The organism is Flavisolibacter ginsengiterrae DSM 18136 (assembly GCF_059568575.1).
Window position 1 is genome coordinate 66,340 of sequence record NZ_JCANTR010000010.1, and the last position, 20,512, is coordinate 86,851.

The window sequence follows — 20,512 nt, forward strand, 5'->3', positions numbered from 1 at the left end:
TGGCATTTTAATGACTGGCCTTTATATAACCCCAACCCTGCTTCTGTTTACCAATGATCTCGTAGATGCCATCAGGCACCACCTGTACGCCCTGTATCAACTGGCTTTTATCTACATTATTGTTCTTCATGGCGATGGCACAAACCTTAAAAGCCACATTAGGCTTAGCGGCTAATTGCTGTACAGCATTGGAAACCACGGACTTATCCTTGGTGACCATGTCCAGTGACTTTCCATACAGCACCACTTCCAGGTTGGCATTGGGTTCAGAAGTGGTGATTTCGTTAAGCCACCTGATGATATTTTTATGATCTACAGAATCGCGGCTGGTGAGATCAAATACCACATTATAGTCTTTCTGAGCCTGTAAAAGAGCAGAAAAGCATAACAGGCTGATAAGAAGCATGATCCTTTTCATAACCTGTGAGATTTAATAGAAAAGTTACGATTTCTGCCCCGAAACATTCCCGCTCAGCTACCTGAAGCTGGAAAAAGCAGGGCCGGTATTAAGATTTTATAGGGCTAAATGATGGATTTTAAGGTGCAAATTGTTAATGACTTTCAAAACGAGTCAAAATATTTATTGTTTATCAATGAGTTACAAAGGTGTCTTTAAAAATACACGCTGAATTCCTTGGATGGTATCAGCTTTCAGTGCTACTTTTGCGCCTCAATTTTTAAAAGCGCCCGGGGGATGGCCCGGCACAAAAAACAAATCATGAGCAAATTACATTTTACAACCAAACATGCGAATGCGGCTACCGTACAACGTAACTGGTATGTTGTGGACGGTACCAATCAAACCGTGGGGCGTATGTGCTCTCGTATTGCTGCAATATTACGTGGCAAGAACAAGGCATATTACACCCCTCACGTTGACTGTGGCGATTTTATTATCGTTACCAATGTTGACAAAGTGAAACTTACAGGAAACAAGATGGACGAAAAGGTGTATGACCGCTATACAGGTTACCCAGGTGGCCGTAGAGAAGAGATCGCCAAGGATCTTTTAAAGCGCAGGCCTGAAGTGATCATCGAAAGAGCTGTAAAAGGCATGTTACCTAAGAACCGCTTAGGTCGCCAGATGTATAAGAAATTATTTGTGTATGCCGGAGATCAACATCCTCACACTGCACAACAACCTAAAGAACTGAAGTTCTAACTCCCAATTACTAATTCCTAATTACTAATAAATGGAAAAGCAAAAAAATAGTGTTGGTCGCCGTAAAGAAGCTGTTACCAGAGTATTCGTCTCTCGTGGCACGGGTACTATCACTGTAAACGATAAGGATTTTAAACAATATTTTAAACTGGTATACCTGCAAAACCAGGTTATCAGGCCTCTTCAGACTGTTGAAGCTGCAGACAAATTTGATATTAAGATCAATGCTGCAGGTGGTGGTGTGAAAGGACAGGCGGAAGCTGCCATGCTGGGTATCGCCCGTGTGCTGGTAGAATTGAACCCTGAGTTTCGCCCTGCATTAAAGGCAGCCGGCTTGCTGAAACGTGACCCACGTTCTGTTGAACGTAAGAAGTTCGGTAAGAAGAAAGCCCGTAGAAGCTACCAGTTCTCTAAACGTTAATCTTATTATTCAAATTCTTATTCAAATAAAATGGAACAAAACACTTCGTTACAGCAACAACTCCTTGAAGCAGGTGTACATTTCGGTCACCTGAAGAAGAAGTGGAATCCTAAGATGTTGCCTTACATCTTCGCTGAGAAGAAAGGTATTCATATCATTGATCTTAATAAAACAGTGGAAGGCCTGCAGGAAACTGCTGCTGCCCTGAAGCAAATTGCCCGCAGCGGAAAGAAGGTTCTTTTCGTTGGTACCAAAAAGCAGGCAAAGGATATCGTTACAGAATGCGCTCAGCGTGTGAACATGCCATATGTTACCGAGCGTTGGCTGGGTGGTATGCTTACCAACTTCAACACCGTTCGTAAGAGCGTGAAGAAGATGCAAAGCATCGAAAAAATGCTGGGTGATGGTTCATTTGACTCTATCACTAAGAAAGAGCGTTTAACATTAAGCCGCGATAAGGACAAAATGGAGAAAGTTTTAGGTGGTATCGCCCAATTGGGTCGCGTACCAGCAGCTCTATTCATTGTTGATATTGGCCATGAGCACATCGCCCTGGCTGAAGCAAAACGCCTTGGCATCACTACATTTGGTGTGGTGGATACCAACTGCGATCCGAACAAGGTAGATTTCTCTATCCCTGCCAATGATGATGCAACAAAATCTATAGCTATCATTACCAACTACATCACTGCAGCTATTGCAGAAGGTCTTGCCGAGCGCCAGGCCGCTAAAGATGATGAAGGTGATGATTCAGCAACAGATGCTGAAAATGAAAAAAGAGCAGCACGTTTAGAAGCTGAAGCGCAAGCTGAAGGCGGTCGTGGACGTGGCAGCCGTGGCGGACAAGGTGCTGGTGCCGGACGTGGTCCTGGTGCTGGTGGCCGTGGTCCTGGCGGTGGAGCCGGAGGAGCTGGTGGTGGTCAACGCCGTCGTACTCCAGGTGGCCCTGGTGGCGGTAGCCGCGGACCAGGTGGTGGAAGAAGATAATAGTTCTTTAAAGTAGTTGATGATGGGTAAACCTACCCCCTTTAACTCAAGGATATAAATGAACAAAGGCAAAGTGCCGGTATAACGAATATTGGCACTTTGCTCATTTCCCAATTTCAAATTGATTTTCTATGTCTACTGTAACAATTACAGCCCAGGATATAAACAAGCTTCGCCAGGCTACTGGTGCAGGCATGATGGATTGCCGCAAAGCATTAACAGAAACTAATGGTGACTTCGAAGCAGCTATCGACTGGTTGCGTAAGCAAGGTCAGAAGGTTGCCGCCAAACGCAGTGACCGTGAAGCAAAAGAAGGTGTTGTTATTGCCAGGACTACTGCTGATAACAAAACTGGTTTCATTGTTACCATCTCCTGCGAAACGGATTTCGTTTCCAAGAACGCTGATTTCGTTGCATTTGCTCAGAGCATTGCTGATGCTGCTGTTGCCAACAATGTAAAAAGCGCTGAAGAATTGAATGAAGTGACCGTTAATGGTTCAAAGGTTTCAGACCTTATCAACGATAAACTGGCTTCTATTGGTGAAAAGATCGGCATCGCCCGATTTGAAAGAGTAGAAGCTCCTTATGTAGCATCTTATATCCACGGCGCTTACCGCATGGGTGTATTGGTTGGCTTCAATAAGGAAGTAGGTGAAGCCGGAAAGGATATAGCTATGCAGATCGCTGCTATGAACCCTGTTGCTGTTGATGCTGATTCAGTTCCTGCCGATGTGGTTGAGCGTGAAAGAAGCATTGTTGTTGAACAAATGAAACAGGATCCTAAAATGGCCGGAAAGCCTGATGAAATGATCTCTAAGATCGCTGAAGGCAAGCTCAATGCATTCTTTAAAGAAAGTACATTGACCGCCCAGGCATTTGTAAAAGATAATTCTAAATCAGTAGGTGATTATTTGAAGAGTGTTGGACCAGATGTAAAAGTTACTGAGTTCAAACGTGTTGCTGTTGGGTAATTACTGAACAAGATCATATCAATATAAAAAAGAGCCTTAACGGCTCTTTTTTTGTTCTGCTTATGTGAGAGTATTCCCGGCTACCGGGCAATATGGTAAGTTTTAATGCTGCACCTGTGGGTAACCACAACGGGAGTTAAAATAAACGGACAGGAAAAATGTAGTAATTACAGGTGTACAGCAATAAACGAATAGGTCTTGTCGAATAAGTATTATCAGATTTTTCGAATGTTCACGGGGAAACAGATGCAAGTGTAGATTTATTCAGAGGAATAATAAATCTACCAAATAAAATGTAATAATTAAAATGAATTTATTGTTTTGCATCCAGTATTACAGGTGCGGTTTTCCCACCCATCATGATGATCTTGGCGTTTTGTGATTTGGCCAGTTCCATAGTCGCTTTTATTTGTTCGTATTGCAACTGCTTATCAGTAAGGCTTTCACTGATGATGCGCTGGTAATCAGCTATACCCTGTGCCTCCACCCTTTTCCTGTCAGCCTCCTGCCTTTCCTTTTGTAATACAAACTGCATTTTCTGGGCCTCCTGTTCTGCCTGTATCTTTTGTTCTATGGTGCCTTTCACGGCTGTAGGTAGTGTAATGTTCCGAACAAGTAAATTTTCCAGTAACAAGCCCCTCAACTTGAAATCATTTTCTATCTGCTTGAAGATGCGATTTTGAAATTCATCCCTTTTGGTAGAGAATAAGGCTATGGCTTCATAATAAACAGCGTTATCCCTGATGCGGGTACGTGCAATGGGGCGTACAATTTTATCTTCATAATCCACCCCGGTTTCACGTACCAGTTTAGGTGCATCCGTAGGAACAACCCTGTACAAAACAGTAAGGTCAATGGTTACCTCCAATCCATCTGCTGTCAACACCTTAATAGCATCGTCACCTGATTTATGTCCTTCATCATTGATACCGCTCATGGTATAATTCTGCGTACGGATATCCATTTTTTCAATTTCATATAATGGATTGACCATGTTTAATCCACTATTCAATACGGTTGGCTGCACTTTCCCAAATAATTTTTTCACACCAACCTGGCCTGCATCGATCTGCACAAAACTGCTAAACACCACTCCCAGGCCAATCAATAGCAGGGCGATGAGAATACCAGTCCTTGAATAAGCTGAAACATTAGGTACGGTACGGATGGAAAAAGCAAGAATCAAAACAATGACTCCAAGTACGATCAATATCATGGCAGGTTAGTTTGCATAAATGTAACAAACTCTGACTCTTTATTAGCTGATTATACTTTTTGGATATGATTTATTACATACCGGATGTATTTATTTTTGAAGGAGATCTTCAAACGAACCGTCACTCCATGTAATCTTTAAGCTGCACCAGAGCCCAAGCCGTAACAGGGAGAAGCAAAATAGCCAACCATCCATAGACAGGTTGCCATATGAAAAACAGACACGCTACAATCAAAAAATAAATAGGATAAAAAAGCAGTAATAAAGAAGTAAGAACTGAATCATAATGCCCGCTTTTTTTAAAATACAATTGCGTGTAGCCTTTGCATAAGTAAAACAAAGGGGCATGCAGTATCCAACCTGCTATGGCAGGTAACACCAATAAGTATTTGAAAACACCTACCCTGCCCGGGAAAACATCATATAGTTTTTCTTTATCGTTTTCATTTAGTTCATAAACCAGTTGTTGCAACTGGTTTTGAAGCAGCGCATTGAAGTCTACCAACTTTTTACCAATGGCAGCAGCAGGATCAATATCCTCCCGGGTAATGGGCTCACCAAAATATATATGCACCTCTTTGCCAAATCTTTTAAAGGAGCTATAGTTCAGGCCAACTGGCAGCACCTGCAATGGAATGCTATTTTCCCAGGCAGTTGTAGCCAGCCTTGCTGTCCCTTTTTTCAAAGGCCTCAAATGCCATTCATTTTCACACCTGCCTTCACTAAAAATAAGTACGATACCTTTTTCCTTGAACGTTTCCTGGCAGGCAGCAAAGGTGGTATAATTATGAGACAGGTTCTCCGTTCCTTCACTGGTACGGTATACAGGCAATAATTGTATGCTACGTAAAAAACGGTTGATCCATTTATTTTTAAAGGCATCCCCCCGCGCCAGCGAATGCACTGGTTGATCAAATAATGTTGTAAGGATGATTCCGTCAAGGAAAGAATTGGGATGGTTCGCTGCCAATAATATAGGACCCCTGCTTTTCAGGAGTTCCGGTTTGTTGATGATCACCTTCCTGCAGTAAACCTTTAAAGCCAGTCTTGCATATATTTTAGTCAGCTGGTAAAACACGGATGGAAAATAGGTTAAAAAATGAAACGGTCAGGTATTACTGTATGGGTTAGCGACAAAGCTTACAAGTAATTATAATTTGAAGACAGCAAAGAACCTGTTTGTACAAATGGAACTTTGATAATTCCTATAGGAATGCTATCCCTTTTTATTATCTGCACCTATCTACTGCAATCGCTTTACTTTTGCGAAAATTGAAAGGCTAATGAAACTGTCTCATCTCTCGGAAACTCTGATCGGTTCTGAAATAGTAAAATTGGGTGGAGAAATACGTGACCGCATACGCAAGGGCGAACATATTTACAATTTCACCGTTGGTGATTTCAACCCCCAGATCTTTCCCATTCCTAAAGAACTGGAAGATGAGATCGTGGAAGCCTACCGCCAAAGATTTACGAATTATCCTCCCGGCGAAGGAAGCCTGGAATTGAGGGAAGCTGTAAGCCGGTTTGCCAAAGATTACCAGGGCCTGGAATACAACACAGATGAAATACTGATCGCATCGGGCGGACGACCATTGATCTATGCTCTATTCCGGGCAATTTGTGATAAGGGAGACAAAGTGATCTATGCAGTGCCGTCGTGGAATAATAACCATTATGTTCATTTTGTAGAAGGCAAACATGTGGTGGTGGAAGCAAAGGCAGAGAACAATTTTATGCCAACAGCTGATGATCTGAGACCTCATATCAGTGATGCTGTTTTCATTGCATTGTGCTCCCCTCAAAACCCTACCGGTACCACATTCCGGAAAGAGGAACTGGAACGTATTTGTGCCATGGTGGTAGAAGAAAATAACAGGAGGACTGATACAGAGAAAAAGCTCTATGTGATGTTTGACCAGATGTACTGGCAGCTTACCTACAACGGCATCCAGCATTATGACCCGGTAACATTGAATCCTGCAATGCGTCCCTACACCATTTATATAGATGCCATCAGCAAAGCATTTGCTTCTACAGGTGTACGTGTAGGATGGAGCCTCGGACCTGCTGCCATACTCAATAAGATGAAGGCCATTCTTTCCCATGTAGGTGCATGGGCGCCTATGGCCGAGCAAAAAGCATTGACACGCTTTTTAGCTAATAAGCCAGCGATTGATGCTTACCTGGTACACTTCAAAAGTGAACTGGAAGAAAGATTACGCCGCATCTATGAAGGTTTTGTACAGTTGAAAGAGCAAGGCTATAGCGTGGAGGCAGTAGCCCCTGAGGCAGCTATTTATCTTACCATCAAAATAGATCTTGTAGGTAAGAAAACTGCAAATGGAGAAGAATTAAAAACCCAGGCTGATGTCACTTCCTACCTGTTGCAGGAAGCCAGTTTAGCCGTGGTTCCCTTCTATGCTTTTGGAGCAGCCAAAACATCTCCCTGGTACAGGCTGAGTGTGGGTACCTGCAAAAAAGAAGAGATAGACGAAATGTTACAAAAGCTTGGGGCTGCGCTTAAGCAATTACGTTAGACAGCGCTGAATGAATGCAATAATAAAAAAAGCGGCTCCCAGTGGAACCGCTTTTCTTATTATTAATTAGGTATCTATTCTTAGTTTTTATTGACAAGAAAATAAAAAGGCTTCAGTGTGGTCTGGCTGATCGCCTTCACGATCAATTTAGCCTTATCCGTGATCTTTGACCTTGTGACCAGCTCATGTGCTTTACAAAACACATCATTACACTCTACACCAACAAGAATCCTGTGCAGGCATTCCACCTCATGCTGTAAAAGGTCTTCGTTATAGACCTCGGTTTTGTATAGTAAAAGCAAATCGCGGTTGTAATTTTTCATTAATCAGCTTTTAAAAACCCTTTGATCCAGGACAGCCACATCCTTTAGTGCTTTTACTGCCATTCCCGGAATAATAATTTTTGCTACAGCCAGCTATGGAAATTGCGGTCAAGAACAATGCCATATAAATAAGTCTTTTCATAAGAGGTAGATTCGTTTCTAAATTAAACTATTTTACACGCCTTTTAGTATAGGATTAGATCAAAAGTAGAAAAAATAACATGAGCGGGGGAATAACAGCTTCGAAACCCAGGATACTGGTGGCACCATTGGATTGGGGCCTCGGGCATGCTACAAGGGTTATTCCCATCATACGGCTACTACGCCATCGTAATTGTACTGTTATCATTGCCGCGAAAGACAGGACCAGGGAACTTTTGCAGCAGGAATTCCCGGAGCTGCAATTCCTGGAACTTGAAGGCTATGGTATTCAATATTCTAAGAAAGGCTGGCTTTTACCCCTGAAGATTGCAACACAGGTACCACACATCTTAACTGCGATCAAAAAAGAACATGAATGGCTAAGTAAGGCAGTTTCAGAGCACTCCATTGATGCGGTTATATCAGACAATCGATATGGGCTTTACCATTCTTCTGTTCCTTCTATATTTATAACCCACCAGTTAAGGATAAAAACAGGAATGGGTTTTATCATAGATCGTTTGATTCAACAGCTTAATTACCAACAGATCAACCATTTCGGAGCTTGCTGGGTGCCTGACCATGAAAGTGATTTTACTTTGGCGGGAGATCTTTCCCATCCTACCATTTTCCCCTCGGTGCCGGTGAAATATATGGGCCCACTATCGAGATTTACAGCTTTAGTTAAGTCAGAAGAAAAACAACTGCTGGTGATCCTATCCGGCCCTGAGCCCCAACGAACTCTTTGGGAAGAAAGTATCCTGCCGCAATTAAAAGCTTATAAAAAACCAGTGGTGCTGGTTAGAGGACTGCCCGGAACTGTCGATCTCCCGGTAGTTCCTTCATTTGTACAGGCATTTAATCATCTTACGGCCCGTGAACTGGAGCACTATATCCAGTCATCTTCCTTTGTGATCAGCCGTTGTGGATACAGCACTATTATGGACCTGGTGTCCATGCAAAAGAAAAGCATCCTTGTGCCCACGCCGGGACAGGCGGAACAGGAATACCTGGCTGAACACCTTATGCAACATAACCTGGCGCTTTGCATTCCACAGCATAGGTTTCGCTTAGCTGCCGCACTGGACCTGGCCAACAGCTTTCCTTATGTGAAGTCACCACAAAACAGCAAATTAAACGAGGTAGTAATTGATTTCCTAAGTAGACTGAGTCAACACAAAACACAAATAGAAAAAACACCTAAACCCGGTTCCCCTTCAGCAATATGAAAACTGTTACCAAAGCCCATATAGGAGTGTTGCTTACCAATCTATTCTTTGCAGCCAATTACAGCCTGGTGAAGATGGTTTCGCCATCGTTGGTTGGGCCCTTTGCGGTCAACCTGTTCAGGGTTGGGATCAGCCTTTTGTTGTTCTGGGGCGTGTGGATGGTAGGCAGTTCATCGGCACGGATAAGACGTAAAGACTGGATGCGTTTCTTCTGGTGCGCCCTGGCCGGTGTGGCCATCAACCAGATGCTGTTTATCAAAGGACTTACACTAACCTCCACTATTCATGCCTCCCTGTTAACACTGGTCACTCCCTTACTGGTGACCGTATTTGCTTTATGGGTACTTAAAGAGCGCTTTACGTTTTTTAAAGCACTTGGATTGGCCTTAGGCATCGGCGGCTCTGTATTGATCATTATGCAAAAGGAAGCAGGACAGCAGGGTTCTGACTATCTTTTAGGCGACCTGCTGATTGTACTCAATGCCATTGCCTATGCCATCTATTTTATCCTTGTAAAGCCATTGATGGAAACCTACAGTCCCTTGCATGTGATCCGCTGGATCTTCACGCTTGGATTTTTCATGATGTTACCTTTTGGATGGAACCAGGTGGCGCAGATCGACTGGCAGGTGATGCACTGGCAGCATTACCTGGCTATATTGGTCATTGCCATCCCCGGAACTTTCTTCGCGTATTATTTCAATGCCTATGGCATACAACATATTGGTGCTGGTATCACTGGCACATATATCTATACTCAACCTGTATTCACTGTATTGATAGCTGTGTTGTTTTTGGATGAATCATTTACCTGGCAAAAAGCAGTGGCTGCCCTATTGATCTTCAGCGGTGTATACCTGGTGAGCTTTAGGAAATCTTACCAACTTCAAAAGGATGTATCCTTACAAGCCAAAAATTTCTCATAATAGCTTTCACAACAAGCGGAGTGTCAAAGTTTAAAACTTTTTCCTTGCTACTTTACCGGGTTATATTGTACTCTCTTTTTTCATTTCCGATATTCCTCGCTTTCTATAGTAAATTTCTTTTTTTAGCAGTATTTTCCACCCTGATTGGAATCATTGCCTGAATGCAAGGCTCCATCCCTTAACCCTTCCCCATGAATACTGCTAACACTGCGACTACAGCACTATGCTAACCGCTATGGCCACCAACCGCCTCTATGCCTCTATGCGCATCCTGGTAGCGATGCTCCTGGCCATGTTATGGACCACTTCCCATGCACAGAATGATAATTGTTCCGGTGCCCTTCCCATTCTCCTGCCCAATGCAGGCTATGGATACGGTACAATCAGTTCCGCCACCACAAACTTTTCTGGCTTAAGCATGCAGCCCGGAGAAAGCTTAGCGCCTGCAAACAATGCGGCCGGGCAAAACCAGCAATCGGCCTGGTACCGTTTCACGCTGCCCACACCCCGGTATATAACACTATCATTGCTCCAGCCCGGATCGGCCATTAACCAGGGAGATGTAGGCCTGGCTGTATATAAAACATCCAACTGCCTTCCCGTTCCGGTTGATCTCAGCACCCAACTTTTTCCTTTAACTGGTTTTGGCAGCGTATCAGCCGGCTGCGTAGGACCCGGCACCTACCTCGTGCAAGTGGTGGGCAAAAGCAGCGCCAATGGGCCGGTATTCCTCCGGTTGCAGGCTGCTGCTACAGGTGCTGCCTACGATGCAGCCCCCGATGCTGCCGACCTGGGACTGGCAAGCCCTATTGCTTCTTCTGTATTGTATCCTGTTGACTGCCAGTCGCTGGAAAGTCCTTTCGAGGTATGCGGATCTCTTTCTAACGCTGCCCAATATGCCAAAAGTTCCTGGCAGGTGTTCACTACGCCCGATGTCTTTTCTTCCCTGCTCTTTACGGTCAATGTGCCCTCACTGCCTGCGGGACAGAAGATGGGCCTTCGCCTTTTTGACGGAGACCTGCGCTATGCTGCTGGCAATATCGTAGTGTTGTGCGATTCGCTGGTAACGGATGCCAACGGCGCAGCCGAAAGGGTTTTTGCCTGCAACAGCCTGCGTCCTAACAGGGTGTATTCCGCTGAACTATTTTTTTACCAGGATTTTTATGCTCCCGTGCAGGTAATAGTAAGCACGGATGCAGTGATTGTTCAAAACAGTTTACAGGCAGTATGCACAGGCAACAGCCTTACACTTCCATGGGGTGGACTGGCTACAGCTGATGGCCTGTATGCAGATACCTTGCGCACAGTGGGGGGATGCGATAGTTTGATCAGGAATGTAACCGTTCGGTTTGATACTGCCCGCACCATAATTGATACCACCATTATTCAATGCCCCATTCAAAATTACAGCCTGCCCTGGGGGCAGGTGGTAAATGCACCAGGGGTGTATTCCAAAACCTTGTATTATACCTCGGGCTGCGACAGTTTGTACCATACGGTGCGCCTGCAGTGGCCCACTGTAACGGTGATCAGCAATGCAGTAACGGCCTGTCCCGGGACAGCCTACACCCTTCCCTGGGGTCAAACAGTTACGCTGCCAGGTCGCTACAGCGATACCGTGAAAAAGACAACTGGTTGTGACAGCCTGGTGCAGGTCATTGACCTTTCTTTTACCAACAATAGTGAGATCAGGTTCATCCAGGACAGTGCCTGCGGCAGCGTTTATAATCTTCCCTGGGGAGGGATGGTCACCAGTTCCGGCCTTTATAACGATACCATCCGCCGCGTAAATGGGTGCGACAGTATTGTCACCATACTAAATCTGAAACTGAAACCTGTAATGATACTTAAAGATACCGTCAGCCTTTGTGGAGGCAACCCCTACACCCTTCCCTGGGGTGTGCCGGCCGGTACCAGCGGCATCTACAGTGATACTATTCGTTATGCAGGCCTGATTCCCTGTGATAGCCTGGTGCGGGTGGTCACCTTATTAGTCAACCAACCCATAATTTCTCCAATACAAATCGCCTATATCTGTTCTGGTGGCAACTACACGCTTCCATGGGGAACAGTGGTGAGCAGCCCTGGACAATATAAAGACACCATCAAAGCCGCCAATGGATGCGATAGTTTGATCAGGCAGGTGGACCTGCTATTGCAATTTCCCTCAATCAGTGATACTTCCATCATTCTTTGCGAGGGAGGAAGCTATACACTACCATGGGGTGACCTGGCCGATAGAGATAGTGTGTACACACATACGATTACGGGAGCTTCAGGTTGTGACAGCCTGCAACAAACCATCAGGGTTCGTGTATTGCGCAGCAGTGCAGATACACTGAATCTGAATTTCTGCCAGGGACAGGTATATACATTACCATGGGGACAGGTCACAGACAGCGCTGGAACCTATAGAGATACGCTACGTTATCTTTCCGGCTGTGATAGCCTGTTAAGAACAGTATTTCTCTCATCCAGCAATTACCAGGTAAAAGACAGCATGGTATCCTTATGCCCGGGCAGTGCTTTTACATTGCCATGGGGACAAGCGGTCAATACACCTGGAATGTATTTAGATACATTACGGTCTGTTAATGGCTGCGACAGCCTGTTGAGGCGTTTCACCATTACTGTAAAAACGCTTGTTATCGATCAGAAAAATTATAGCAGCTGTTCGGGTAGTTATACCCTGCCATGGGGCCAGGTAGCCACCAGCCCGGGCATATACAGGGATACGCTTCAGTCGTTAGCAGGCTGCGACAGCCTGGTAAGGGAGATCAACCTTTCCCTTGTTGCACCCAACTTTCAATATACCGATACCTCTATATGCCAGGGGCAAATGTTCTTATTACCAAATGGATCCACAACAGGGGTAGCGGGAATATACAGGGATACCATACGTGCTTCCGGGGGCTGTGACAGCATTATACATGTTACGAATCTTACCGTGCTTATTACTAAAAAGGATACTATCCCTGCATTCATTTGTGCCGGCAATTCCTACACGCTGCCCTGGGGCGTAACCGTAATAGCTCCGGGTAATTACAGTGATACCATCAAGGGAGCCCGGGGATGCGATAGCCTGGTGAGGACAGTGATGCTGCAACTTTCAGCTACAAAATATAAGTATGATACAGTGAGCATATGCAATGGCGCTGGATATATACTGCCATGGGGTGTGCTGGTACAGGCAGCAGGCAGCTATGCTGATACACTCCATTATGGCAATGGGTGCGACAGTAGTATCCATTCGGTGCAGGTTAATGTACTTACTAAGGTGGTTACAAGCAGGACTGCCAGTTTTTGTGCAGGCGCTTCCTATTCCTTGCCATGGGGGCTCACGGTAACCACACCAGGGATTTACAGGGATACGCTACATTATATTACAGGCTGCGATAGCCTGGTGCAGGAAGTAACACTGAACCAGAAACAGCCGCTGGTAATCCAAACCGATACCAGTATTTGCAACGGGCAGGCCTACCTGTTACCTAATGGACAAATAACAACAGTTACTGGATTCTACCGCGATACGGTTCGTTCCAAATCCGGCTGCGACAGCCTTATTCACCTTACCAACATCTCTGTCGCTTCTGTTCAAACAAATACATTTAATCTTGTTGCCTGTTCCGGCTTTCCTTACCAGCTTCCCTGGGGGGCTCAGGTAGTTAACCCAGGTACCTATAGTGACACTATCCGTTCTGCTAAGGGCTGTGATAGCCTGGTGCGCATTATTAATTTGTCCCGGGATAACCAGTCTACTTCTGTTCAGAAGTCTAATGATATCAGTTGCCTGCAACCTACTGCCCAATTAAGGGCCTCGGGCGGCACTGGTTATCTATGGTCACCCCCGGATGGTTTAAATGATCTACAGGTACACAACCCCGTTGCCAGCCCTACAGCCACTACCACATACCAGGTGCAGATCACCAAGGCTAATGGTTGCATTGGGACAGATTCTATTACCGTATTTGTTGGAACGGGAAATCCTGATAATGCCTTCCTGGTACCCAATGCCTTTACGCCTGACGGAGATGGAAAAAATGATTGCTTTGGCATAAGGCATTGGGGTGCTGTCAGCCAGCTACAGTTTACCATTTATAACAGGTGGGGCCAGCTGGTATTCCAAACCAATGATCCTTTAGTATGTTGGGATGGAAAGTATAAGGGATCTCCCCTGCCCACGGCCACATTTGTTTATTTGATCAATGCGGTCACTCCTTGTGGGCCGGTAACAAGAAAGGGTACTGTCACATTGGTGAGATAAGTATGCTATATTCTTTTTGTTAAGATACCACCTGCAGTATCGAACTGGTAATCCTTTCAAAATTGTAATGTTCTACGCTGGCTGGTTACCAGGATAATCAAAGAACAGGAACTTTTTTTCTGCATTCATAAACTCTTTCCAGTCAGCCACATTTGCCTGCACGGCAAATACACTGCAGGTGGGCATATCATCAATACGTGTATCGGTCAAAGCGTTGGCAAACTCCGTGATACCAGGGTTATGAGAAAAAAGGGCTATAACATCGTGCTTGTTCCTGGTATCCTCAATGGTTTTTATGAAGCCGGGTGTAGTAGCCATATACAGGTCTTCCATTTCCTTTATGTTGTCTTTCTTTACATCGAATTCCTCTGCAAAGTATTTCGCAGTTTTACGGGCGCGTTTAGCCGTACTGGAAATAAACTGATCGATCGACAAGCCTCTTTTCTTTAGTCTCTTTGCCATTTCAGGTGCATCCTTTTTGCCCCTGTCATTCAATGGGCGGTCTGCGTCACTAAGGCCGGGAGCATCCCAGCTGCTTTTGGCATGGCGTATAAGGAGAAGGGTTTTCATATAATGAAATTAAAATATTATGGGCAAACGAATTAGAAGGTCGCTATTTTAAAATTTACCCCGTGATAAATAACGGGAATGAGTGCTTTACGTTGTCAATATTTGCAGTCTTTTTATCACGGAAACAACAATAGCATCATTGTTTATTTGACCTTCCTTTTTACAGGCTGACAATGAATCAACCTTTATCAATAAAAAGGAAGCATAACTGAAATATAGCCTCGTCAAGAAATATGCATAATACAAAGTCCTGGTTCTATTGCAAACACAAGCCACTGAGAGGTACATCTACTTAGTATCCTCTTGCATTCTTTCCTTCCATATAATTAATGAAAGCAGTATTCACCACCCTGTTTCCTCCTGGTGTAGGATAGTTGCCTGTAAAGTACCAGTCACCTAAATTATTAGGACAGGCTTCGTGCAACGATTCAATGGTTTGATAGATAACATCCACAGGGATCTGGAGACCTTGCGGTGTGATCAGCTCAGCGATCTTTTTTGTGATCTCCTCGTTGGTGAAGGATTTATAGATCTGTTTGACCACGTTTACAGTGTGCAATTGATTGTTGCGTACCATTTCCTTGCACTGGTCGTAAAGTTCTTTTAAGATATCTTCCTTCCCTCTTTCCTTCAGCAAATGAATAGCGGCATTAAAAGCTATAAAATCTCCGAGCTTGCTCATGTCAATGCCATAACAATCGGGATAACGTATCTGCGGGGAAGATGAAACAACAATAATACGTTTGGGCTCGAGGCGGGCCAGCATACGGATGATACTTTCCCGAAGGGTTGTACCCCTGACAATAGAATCATCAATTACCACCAATGTGTCAACACCTTTTCTTACAGTGCCGTAGGTAATATCATATACGTGCTGCACCATTTCGTTGCGGTTCACATCTTCGGTGATAAAGGTTCGCATCTTCACATCCTTGATGGCTATCTTCTCCATGCGCACCTTACGGTTGATCATTTCATGCAGCTTCTCGGGATCTACATTATTGCCCCAGGATGAGATACGCTCCACCTTGATCTTATTGAGATAGTCTTCGCAACCCTTACTCAATCCATAAAAGGCCACTTCGGCTGTATTGGGAATAAAAGAAAATATCGTGTTCTTCAGGTCAAACTCCACTGATTCCAGCACCTGCTTGCTCAGGTTATAACCCAGGCGCTGACGCTCCCTGTATATTTTTTCATCACTGCCGCGGGAAAAATAAATGCGCTCAAAGCTGCAGGCTTTTCTTTCTTTAGGTTCAATGATCTGCTCGATCTTCACTTCACCATTCTCCAATACGATCAGCGCTTTTCCAGGTAACAATTCCTGTACTTCATTCTCACCCACATTAAATGCAGTGCGTATAGCTGCTCTTTCAGAAGCCGCCACTACCACTTCATCATTGATATAATAATACGATGGTCGTATACCATGCGCATCCCTGAAAACAAAGCCTATTCCATTGCCTGTAGCGCCTCCTACATGAAAACCGCCATCAAACAAAGGCACGGCCTTCTTTAACACGCTTACAATATCCAGTTCCTGCTGGTTGGCTTCATCTGCCTTCACTATGAAATGATAGATCACTTCCATCATGGCCGCCAGGTCGCTTTGCTTTTGAAACTCACCTGGATCCATGTTCACCAGCTCAAACAATTCGTCTGTATTCACCAGGTTGAAATTGCCTGCCAATGCAAGGTTACGTGCCGGAATAGTATGTCTTTTGATAAAAGGATGGCAGAACTGCACATTATTCCTGCCCTGTGTACCATAGCGCAGGTGACCCAACAAAAGCTCACCCAAAAAGGACAGGTGCCCTTTCATTAACCCCGGGTAATTTCCAATCTCCGGGTTAAACTTCTGGAGCTCATTGAATTCTTCACCTATCTGCTTGAATATATCTGCTATGGAACCTGTTTCAGCACTCCTGATCCGGGAAAGGAATGGATAGCCAGGTTCTACATTCAATTTCACAGCCGCCACACCCGCGCCATCCTGGCCCCGGTTGTGCTGCTTTTCCATTAAAAGGTAGAGTTTATTCAGACCCCACAATACGGAGCCATAGGATTGCTGGTAATAGGAGAAGGGCTTGCGTAAACGAATAAAGGCAAGACCGCATTCGTGTTTTATTGCGTCGCTCATTGGAAGAAGCGCAAATGTAGTCTGTTTTTCTGTTAAGCACAGGTTAGACTTACAGTAAAGGGGACCAGATTATTAAGAACCTTAATATCATCTGGAAAAACCAACTAGGGTCTAATTAAATGAGTTGTGCAATGTTGAGGCAGGGGCGAAAAGAACAGGCATGGAAACTTTTAAATAACAACCTTCTCCTGGCTTTGATACAATCTCCTTCTTGCCTCCGAAAAGCTCTGCACGGTTCCTGATGTTGGTGAAGCCAAGGCCTTTCCGTACAGTTTTTTTATCAAATCCCTTCCCGTCATCCTTGATTTCAAGCACCACGCTTTGGATGGTACTTTTCAGTGTAACTGAAATATTGTTTGCTTCCGCATGCTTGGCGATATTGTTCAACTGCTCCTGCACTATACGGAACAATGTCAGCTTTTGATTGTCGGGAATATTGATCTCATCAAAATCCTCATAGTTGAAATCAATACTGATAGATTGTGCCCTTCCCAGTGATTCTGTTAATTCAGAAATAGACTCTACCAGCCCCAGGTCTTTTAAAGTATGTGGCAATAAAGACCTTGACATAGCCCTGATCTCGTTAATGGCATCACCAACACCTTTTAATGCCATATTCACCATCTCTATTGTAGGCTCATTAGCCGTGCTCTTAGCCAGGTCCAGGAATAGCTTGATGGTGGTAAGCTGCTGCCCTATATTATCGTGCAATTCTTTACCTATCTCGCGTCTTTCTTTTTCCTGCCCGTCCAATGTAGCCTGTGTTAGCTGTTTTTGATGCCGCATTCCATCGGCAAGCAATTTCTTTTCCTGTTTTTTCCTTTCGGTGATATCAGCCACTGAACATAGGATATGTTGTACCTCGCCATTCTCATTCAGCAATGGTTCTGCACTGATCAAAAGCCATTTCCGTTCTTTTTTATTGGGCTGCCACACACCCATCACGACATCTTTTACCTGTTTACCAGTCTGCAATACTTTAAAGGTGGGCCTGTTGGTAACAGGTATGTTCTTACCGTCCTCACATACCACATCGGAATATACTTTCCATATTTCCTTTCCAATAAGTTCTTCCTCTTTCACTTCAAAAATATCTGTTAACGCATTATTACAGAGGATGATTTTTCCATCTGCATCCTGCATCATCACCCCTATCTGCAGATCTTTTATCAATGCCCGGAAGCGCTTCTCACTTTCCTTTAATGCATCTGCTGCCTGCTTACGCAAACTATCATCATGGAAGTAAATAACGATACTATTGATATAAGGGTTTCTTAATAGGTTATGCCCGCGAACCATGCACCAAACCCAATCACCTGACTTTTTGCGTAGCCTGATAACAATGTATTTGATCTCCGGGTTTTCCGAGACTTCTCTTTGAAATGATTCCATGGCCCAGGCAATATCATCCGGGTGAACAAATTCAAAACCATTGAGGCCAATTACTTCTTCAGAATCAAATCCAAGCACATTCTTCACCGAAGGAGAACTGAAGCTGATGTTGCCATTCCCATCCAGTAAGATGATGCCATCAAGAGAATCTGATATCAGGGTGCGGTAAAACTTTTCGCTTTTCTGCAACTTGTTTTCGATCTCCTTCCTGTCTGTTATATCGCGGCCAACATATACATAGCCTAGTTTATTCTGATCGTGGAAGATCTTTTTAACGGTAAAATGAAAATACCTCGTATTACCATTGGGATGTTCTATCGATATTTCGCCATTCCAGCTGCCAAACTTTACCAATGTTTCATTGAATAATTCAAAGCTGTCGTGTTGAAACAGGGCAGGAATCGTTGTATTGATCCGTGCACCCATGGCAGCAGTTTCAGGTATGCCATAATGATCTTCCGCAGCCTTGTTCCAGGCCTTTATGATAAAATTATTATCGGTGGTAATGATGATATCTGAAACATTTTCCATCACTGTGGCCTGGTAGCGGAGTTTATCTTCTGTCTGTTTTTGTTCTTCTATATCTACTACAGAGCCAATAAAACCAACGAAGTTGTGTTCATTCAAAAAACGTGGGATACCGGTATCCTGGATCCATCGATATTCGCCTTTATGGTTCAGGAGCCTGTACACCATGACTACTGGAGTCCTGCTTTCAAATGCAGCAAGGTATTTATTCAGTGCAGGCACCAGGTCGTCCGGATGTACCAATGATCGCCAGCCTTCCGAGTTATAGGCAGTAACATCTTTTCCGGTAAAATGCTGCCATTTTTCATTCAGGTAAGTGATCTTATTCTGTTCATCCGTCATCCAGATCATTACCGGGGCCGAATCAGCCATTTCATTAAACCTCGTTTCACTTTCCCTGATCCTCGATTCTGCCTTTATTCTTTCAGTGATATCGGTTGCGGTTACCAACAACCCTAACGCTTTATTGTTACACTCTAATAGTTTATAGGTAACAATTAAGAAAATTTCCTTTTTGTCACAGGGCCTGGTGAAAGAGGCCTCTCCTGTCCATTCCCCCGTGCTTTCGATAATTTCCCTTACCTCTTTAAGTGTATGGGTCTTGTATTGCAGGTCAATAAAATCTCTTAGTTGTCTCCCTATCATCTGTTCAGCAGGAATTCCCGATATCTTTTCCGCTGCCTTATTCCAGGTAAGCGGCCTGTATTCAAGGTCTGCTGCCACAAGGATGTCAGATGTTTCTTCCACCAAATGCGCCAGTAAGGAATTATTCTCTTCAATCTGCCTTCTCACTGTTACATCTCTTTGCGAGCCCCAGATCCTAACCAGGAACCCGTTTTGGACGACCCCTATCAGGTTGGTCAGAAAGTAACGCGTATTACCCTGGGGGTCTTTATCCTGTAATTCGGCATTAAGTAGTTTAAAATCATTATCAATAAATCGCTGGATAAAATTCTCTGTTCCTGCTTCATCCATCTTCAACAGGTCGCGCAGCGAGAACGTTTTATCATTTGTGCCAAGGTCACGTAGCCACATTGCTTCCATGGCCGCATTGCACTCGGATATATAGCTATGCTGGTCAAGATGGATTACCATATCATATGCAGAAGCGGTAACTCCTACCGGGACCTTTAATTCCTTGCAGAAAATCCCGGCCACACTCTGTTCAATGAAGGTCTTGTACCGGTTATTTTCTTCCTTCATTAATTCCCTGAACTGGATCTTATCGGTTTGGTCAATGGCGGTGACCTGGTAATATTTTTTATTGTTGAAATGAAGGGTAGAAAGATGCAGGTCCACGGTTATTTCCTCTCCCACGTTATTGTGGTGGCAAAAGCTTTCCGAAAGGGTACCGGATTCATTCAGCAGATCGGACAGTTTATGAATGAATTCAAACCGGTGATACTCTGAAAAAATGTCCAGGAAATTGCTTCGTTCCATTAAGGGCACGGAATAACCGTACAAACGCGAAGCAGCAGGATTGGCAAAAGCAATCGCAAAACTCTCAGCGTCAACTATCCATAAGGGAAGCGGATGCGATTCCAGCAGCAATCTTTCGGATGCAGAAAAGAGTGAGGTTTTCAGGGATGAGGACATGGACTATTGGATGGATTTACACGAAGCCTGCAATATTTTTTAAAAATACATCCTGCAAAGAAGATTTTAAAGGCCGGGAGAATATAATTGAAGCCACTAAAGGTTT

General features: G+C 44.3%; 15 protein-coding genes. 8 read left to right on the forward strand and 7 right to left on the reverse strand.

The window, feature by feature from the left end:
- Window positions 1-7: 7 nt before the first annotated feature.
- Window positions 8-418 (reverse strand): DsrE family protein, encoded by a 411-nt coding sequence (locus BP74_RS11860; RefSeq protein ID WP_496374350.1) that lies wholly within the window; start codon window positions 416-418, stop codon window positions 8-10.
- A gap of 300 nt (window positions 419-718) precedes the next feature.
- Here BP74_RS11860 and rplM point away from each other — a divergent pair, with 300 nt between their 5' ends.
- From rplM to tsf, 4 genes are all read left to right on the forward strand, one after another.
- Window positions 719-1,162, forward strand: a complete 444-nt coding sequence (gene rplM, locus BP74_RS11865; RefSeq protein ID WP_072835310.1) for a 50S ribosomal protein L13 — start codon at window positions 719-721, stop codon at window positions 1,160-1,162.
- A gap of 31 nt (window positions 1,163-1,193) precedes the next feature.
- The gene (gene rpsI, locus BP74_RS11870; protein ID WP_496374352.1) at window positions 1,194-1,583 is read left to right on the forward strand and encodes a 30S ribosomal protein S9; all 390 of its coding nucleotides are present in this window, start codon (window positions 1,194-1,196) and stop codon (window positions 1,581-1,583) included.
- A gap of 30 nt (window positions 1,584-1,613) precedes the next feature.
- On the forward strand, window positions 1,614-2,570 hold the full coding sequence (gene rpsB, locus BP74_RS11875; RefSeq protein ID WP_496374354.1) for a 30S ribosomal protein S2: 957 nt from the start codon (window positions 1,614-1,616) through the stop codon (window positions 2,568-2,570).
- Between the two features lie 131 nt (window positions 2,571-2,701).
- Entirely contained in the window at window positions 2,702-3,541 is an 840-nt protein-coding gene (tsf, locus tag BP74_RS11880) for a translation elongation factor Ts (protein WP_496374356.1), read from the forward strand.
- A gap of 313 nt (window positions 3,542-3,854) precedes the next feature.
- Here the strand turns inward: tsf and BP74_RS11885 are convergent, their stop codons facing one another.
- Both BP74_RS11885 and BP74_RS11890 read right to left on the reverse strand, forming a co-directional pair.
- Window positions 3,855-4,757, reverse strand: a complete 903-nt coding sequence (locus BP74_RS11885) for a prohibitin family protein (protein WP_496374358.1) — start codon at window positions 4,755-4,757, stop codon at window positions 3,855-3,857.
- A 121-nt stretch (window positions 4,758-4,878) separates the two neighbouring features.
- On the reverse strand, window positions 4,879-5,835 hold the full coding sequence (locus tag BP74_RS11890) for a 1-acyl-sn-glycerol-3-phosphate acyltransferase (protein ID WP_496374360.1): 957 nt from the start codon (window positions 5,833-5,835) through the stop codon (window positions 4,879-4,881).
- 205 nt (window positions 5,836-6,040) lie between these two features.
- On the opposite strand from BP74_RS11890, the gene BP74_RS11895 reads away from it, so the two are divergent.
- On the forward strand, window positions 6,041-7,297 hold the full coding sequence (locus tag BP74_RS11895) for a pyridoxal phosphate-dependent aminotransferase (RefSeq protein ID WP_496374362.1): 1,257 nt from the start codon (window positions 6,041-6,043) through the stop codon (window positions 7,295-7,297).
- Between the two features lie 80 nt (window positions 7,298-7,377).
- Here BP74_RS11895 and BP74_RS11900 read toward each other — a convergent pair whose 3' ends face one another.
- Complete coding sequence (locus BP74_RS11900; RefSeq protein ID WP_496374364.1) at window positions 7,378-7,620, reverse strand: hypothetical protein; 243 nt, start codon at window positions 7,618-7,620, stop codon at window positions 7,378-7,380.
- Between the two features lie 221 nt (window positions 7,621-7,841).
- On the opposite strand from BP74_RS11900, the gene BP74_RS11905 reads away from it, so the two are divergent.
- From BP74_RS11905 to BP74_RS11915, 3 genes are all read left to right on the forward strand, one after another.
- Window positions 7,842-8,990 carry a glycosyltransferase gene (locus tag BP74_RS11905; protein WP_496374366.1) on the forward strand — a complete coding sequence of 383 codons (1,149 nt, stop codon included), beginning with the start codon at window positions 7,842-7,844 and terminating at the stop codon, window positions 8,988-8,990.
- The gene (locus tag BP74_RS11910) at window positions 8,987-9,916 is read left to right on the forward strand and encodes a DMT family transporter (protein ID WP_496374368.1); all 930 of its coding nucleotides are present in this window, start codon (window positions 8,987-8,989) and stop codon (window positions 9,914-9,916) included. The genes BP74_RS11905 and BP74_RS11910 overlap by 4 nt, the downstream gene beginning before the upstream one ends.
- A gap of 235 nt (window positions 9,917-10,151) precedes the next feature.
- On the forward strand, window positions 10,152-14,180 hold the full coding sequence (locus BP74_RS11915; protein ID WP_496374370.1) for a T9SS type B sorting domain-containing protein: 4,029 nt from the start codon (window positions 10,152-10,154) through the stop codon (window positions 14,178-14,180).
- A 72-nt stretch (window positions 14,181-14,252) separates the two neighbouring features.
- On the opposite strand, the gene BP74_RS11920 is transcribed toward BP74_RS11915, so the two are convergent.
- The 3 genes from BP74_RS11920 to BP74_RS11930 all read right to left on the reverse strand — a co-directional run bounded on the left by BP74_RS11920 (window position 14,253) and on the right by BP74_RS11930 (window position 20,406).
- Window positions 14,253-14,750: a SixA phosphatase family protein gene (locus BP74_RS11920; protein ID WP_496374372.1), complete on the reverse strand. Its 498-nt coding sequence runs from the start codon at window positions 14,748-14,750 to the stop codon at window positions 14,253-14,255.
- A gap of 292 nt (window positions 14,751-15,042) precedes the next feature.
- Window positions 15,043-16,890: an amidophosphoribosyltransferase gene (locus tag BP74_RS11925; protein ID WP_496374374.1), complete on the reverse strand. Its 1,848-nt coding sequence runs from the start codon at window positions 16,888-16,890 to the stop codon at window positions 15,043-15,045.
- Window positions 16,891-17,001: 111 nt separating this feature from the next.
- Window positions 17,002-20,406: a PAS domain-containing sensor histidine kinase gene (locus BP74_RS11930; protein WP_496374376.1), complete on the reverse strand. Its 3,405-nt coding sequence runs from the start codon at window positions 20,404-20,406 to the stop codon at window positions 17,002-17,004.
- Window positions 20,407-20,512 lie beyond the last annotated feature (106 nt).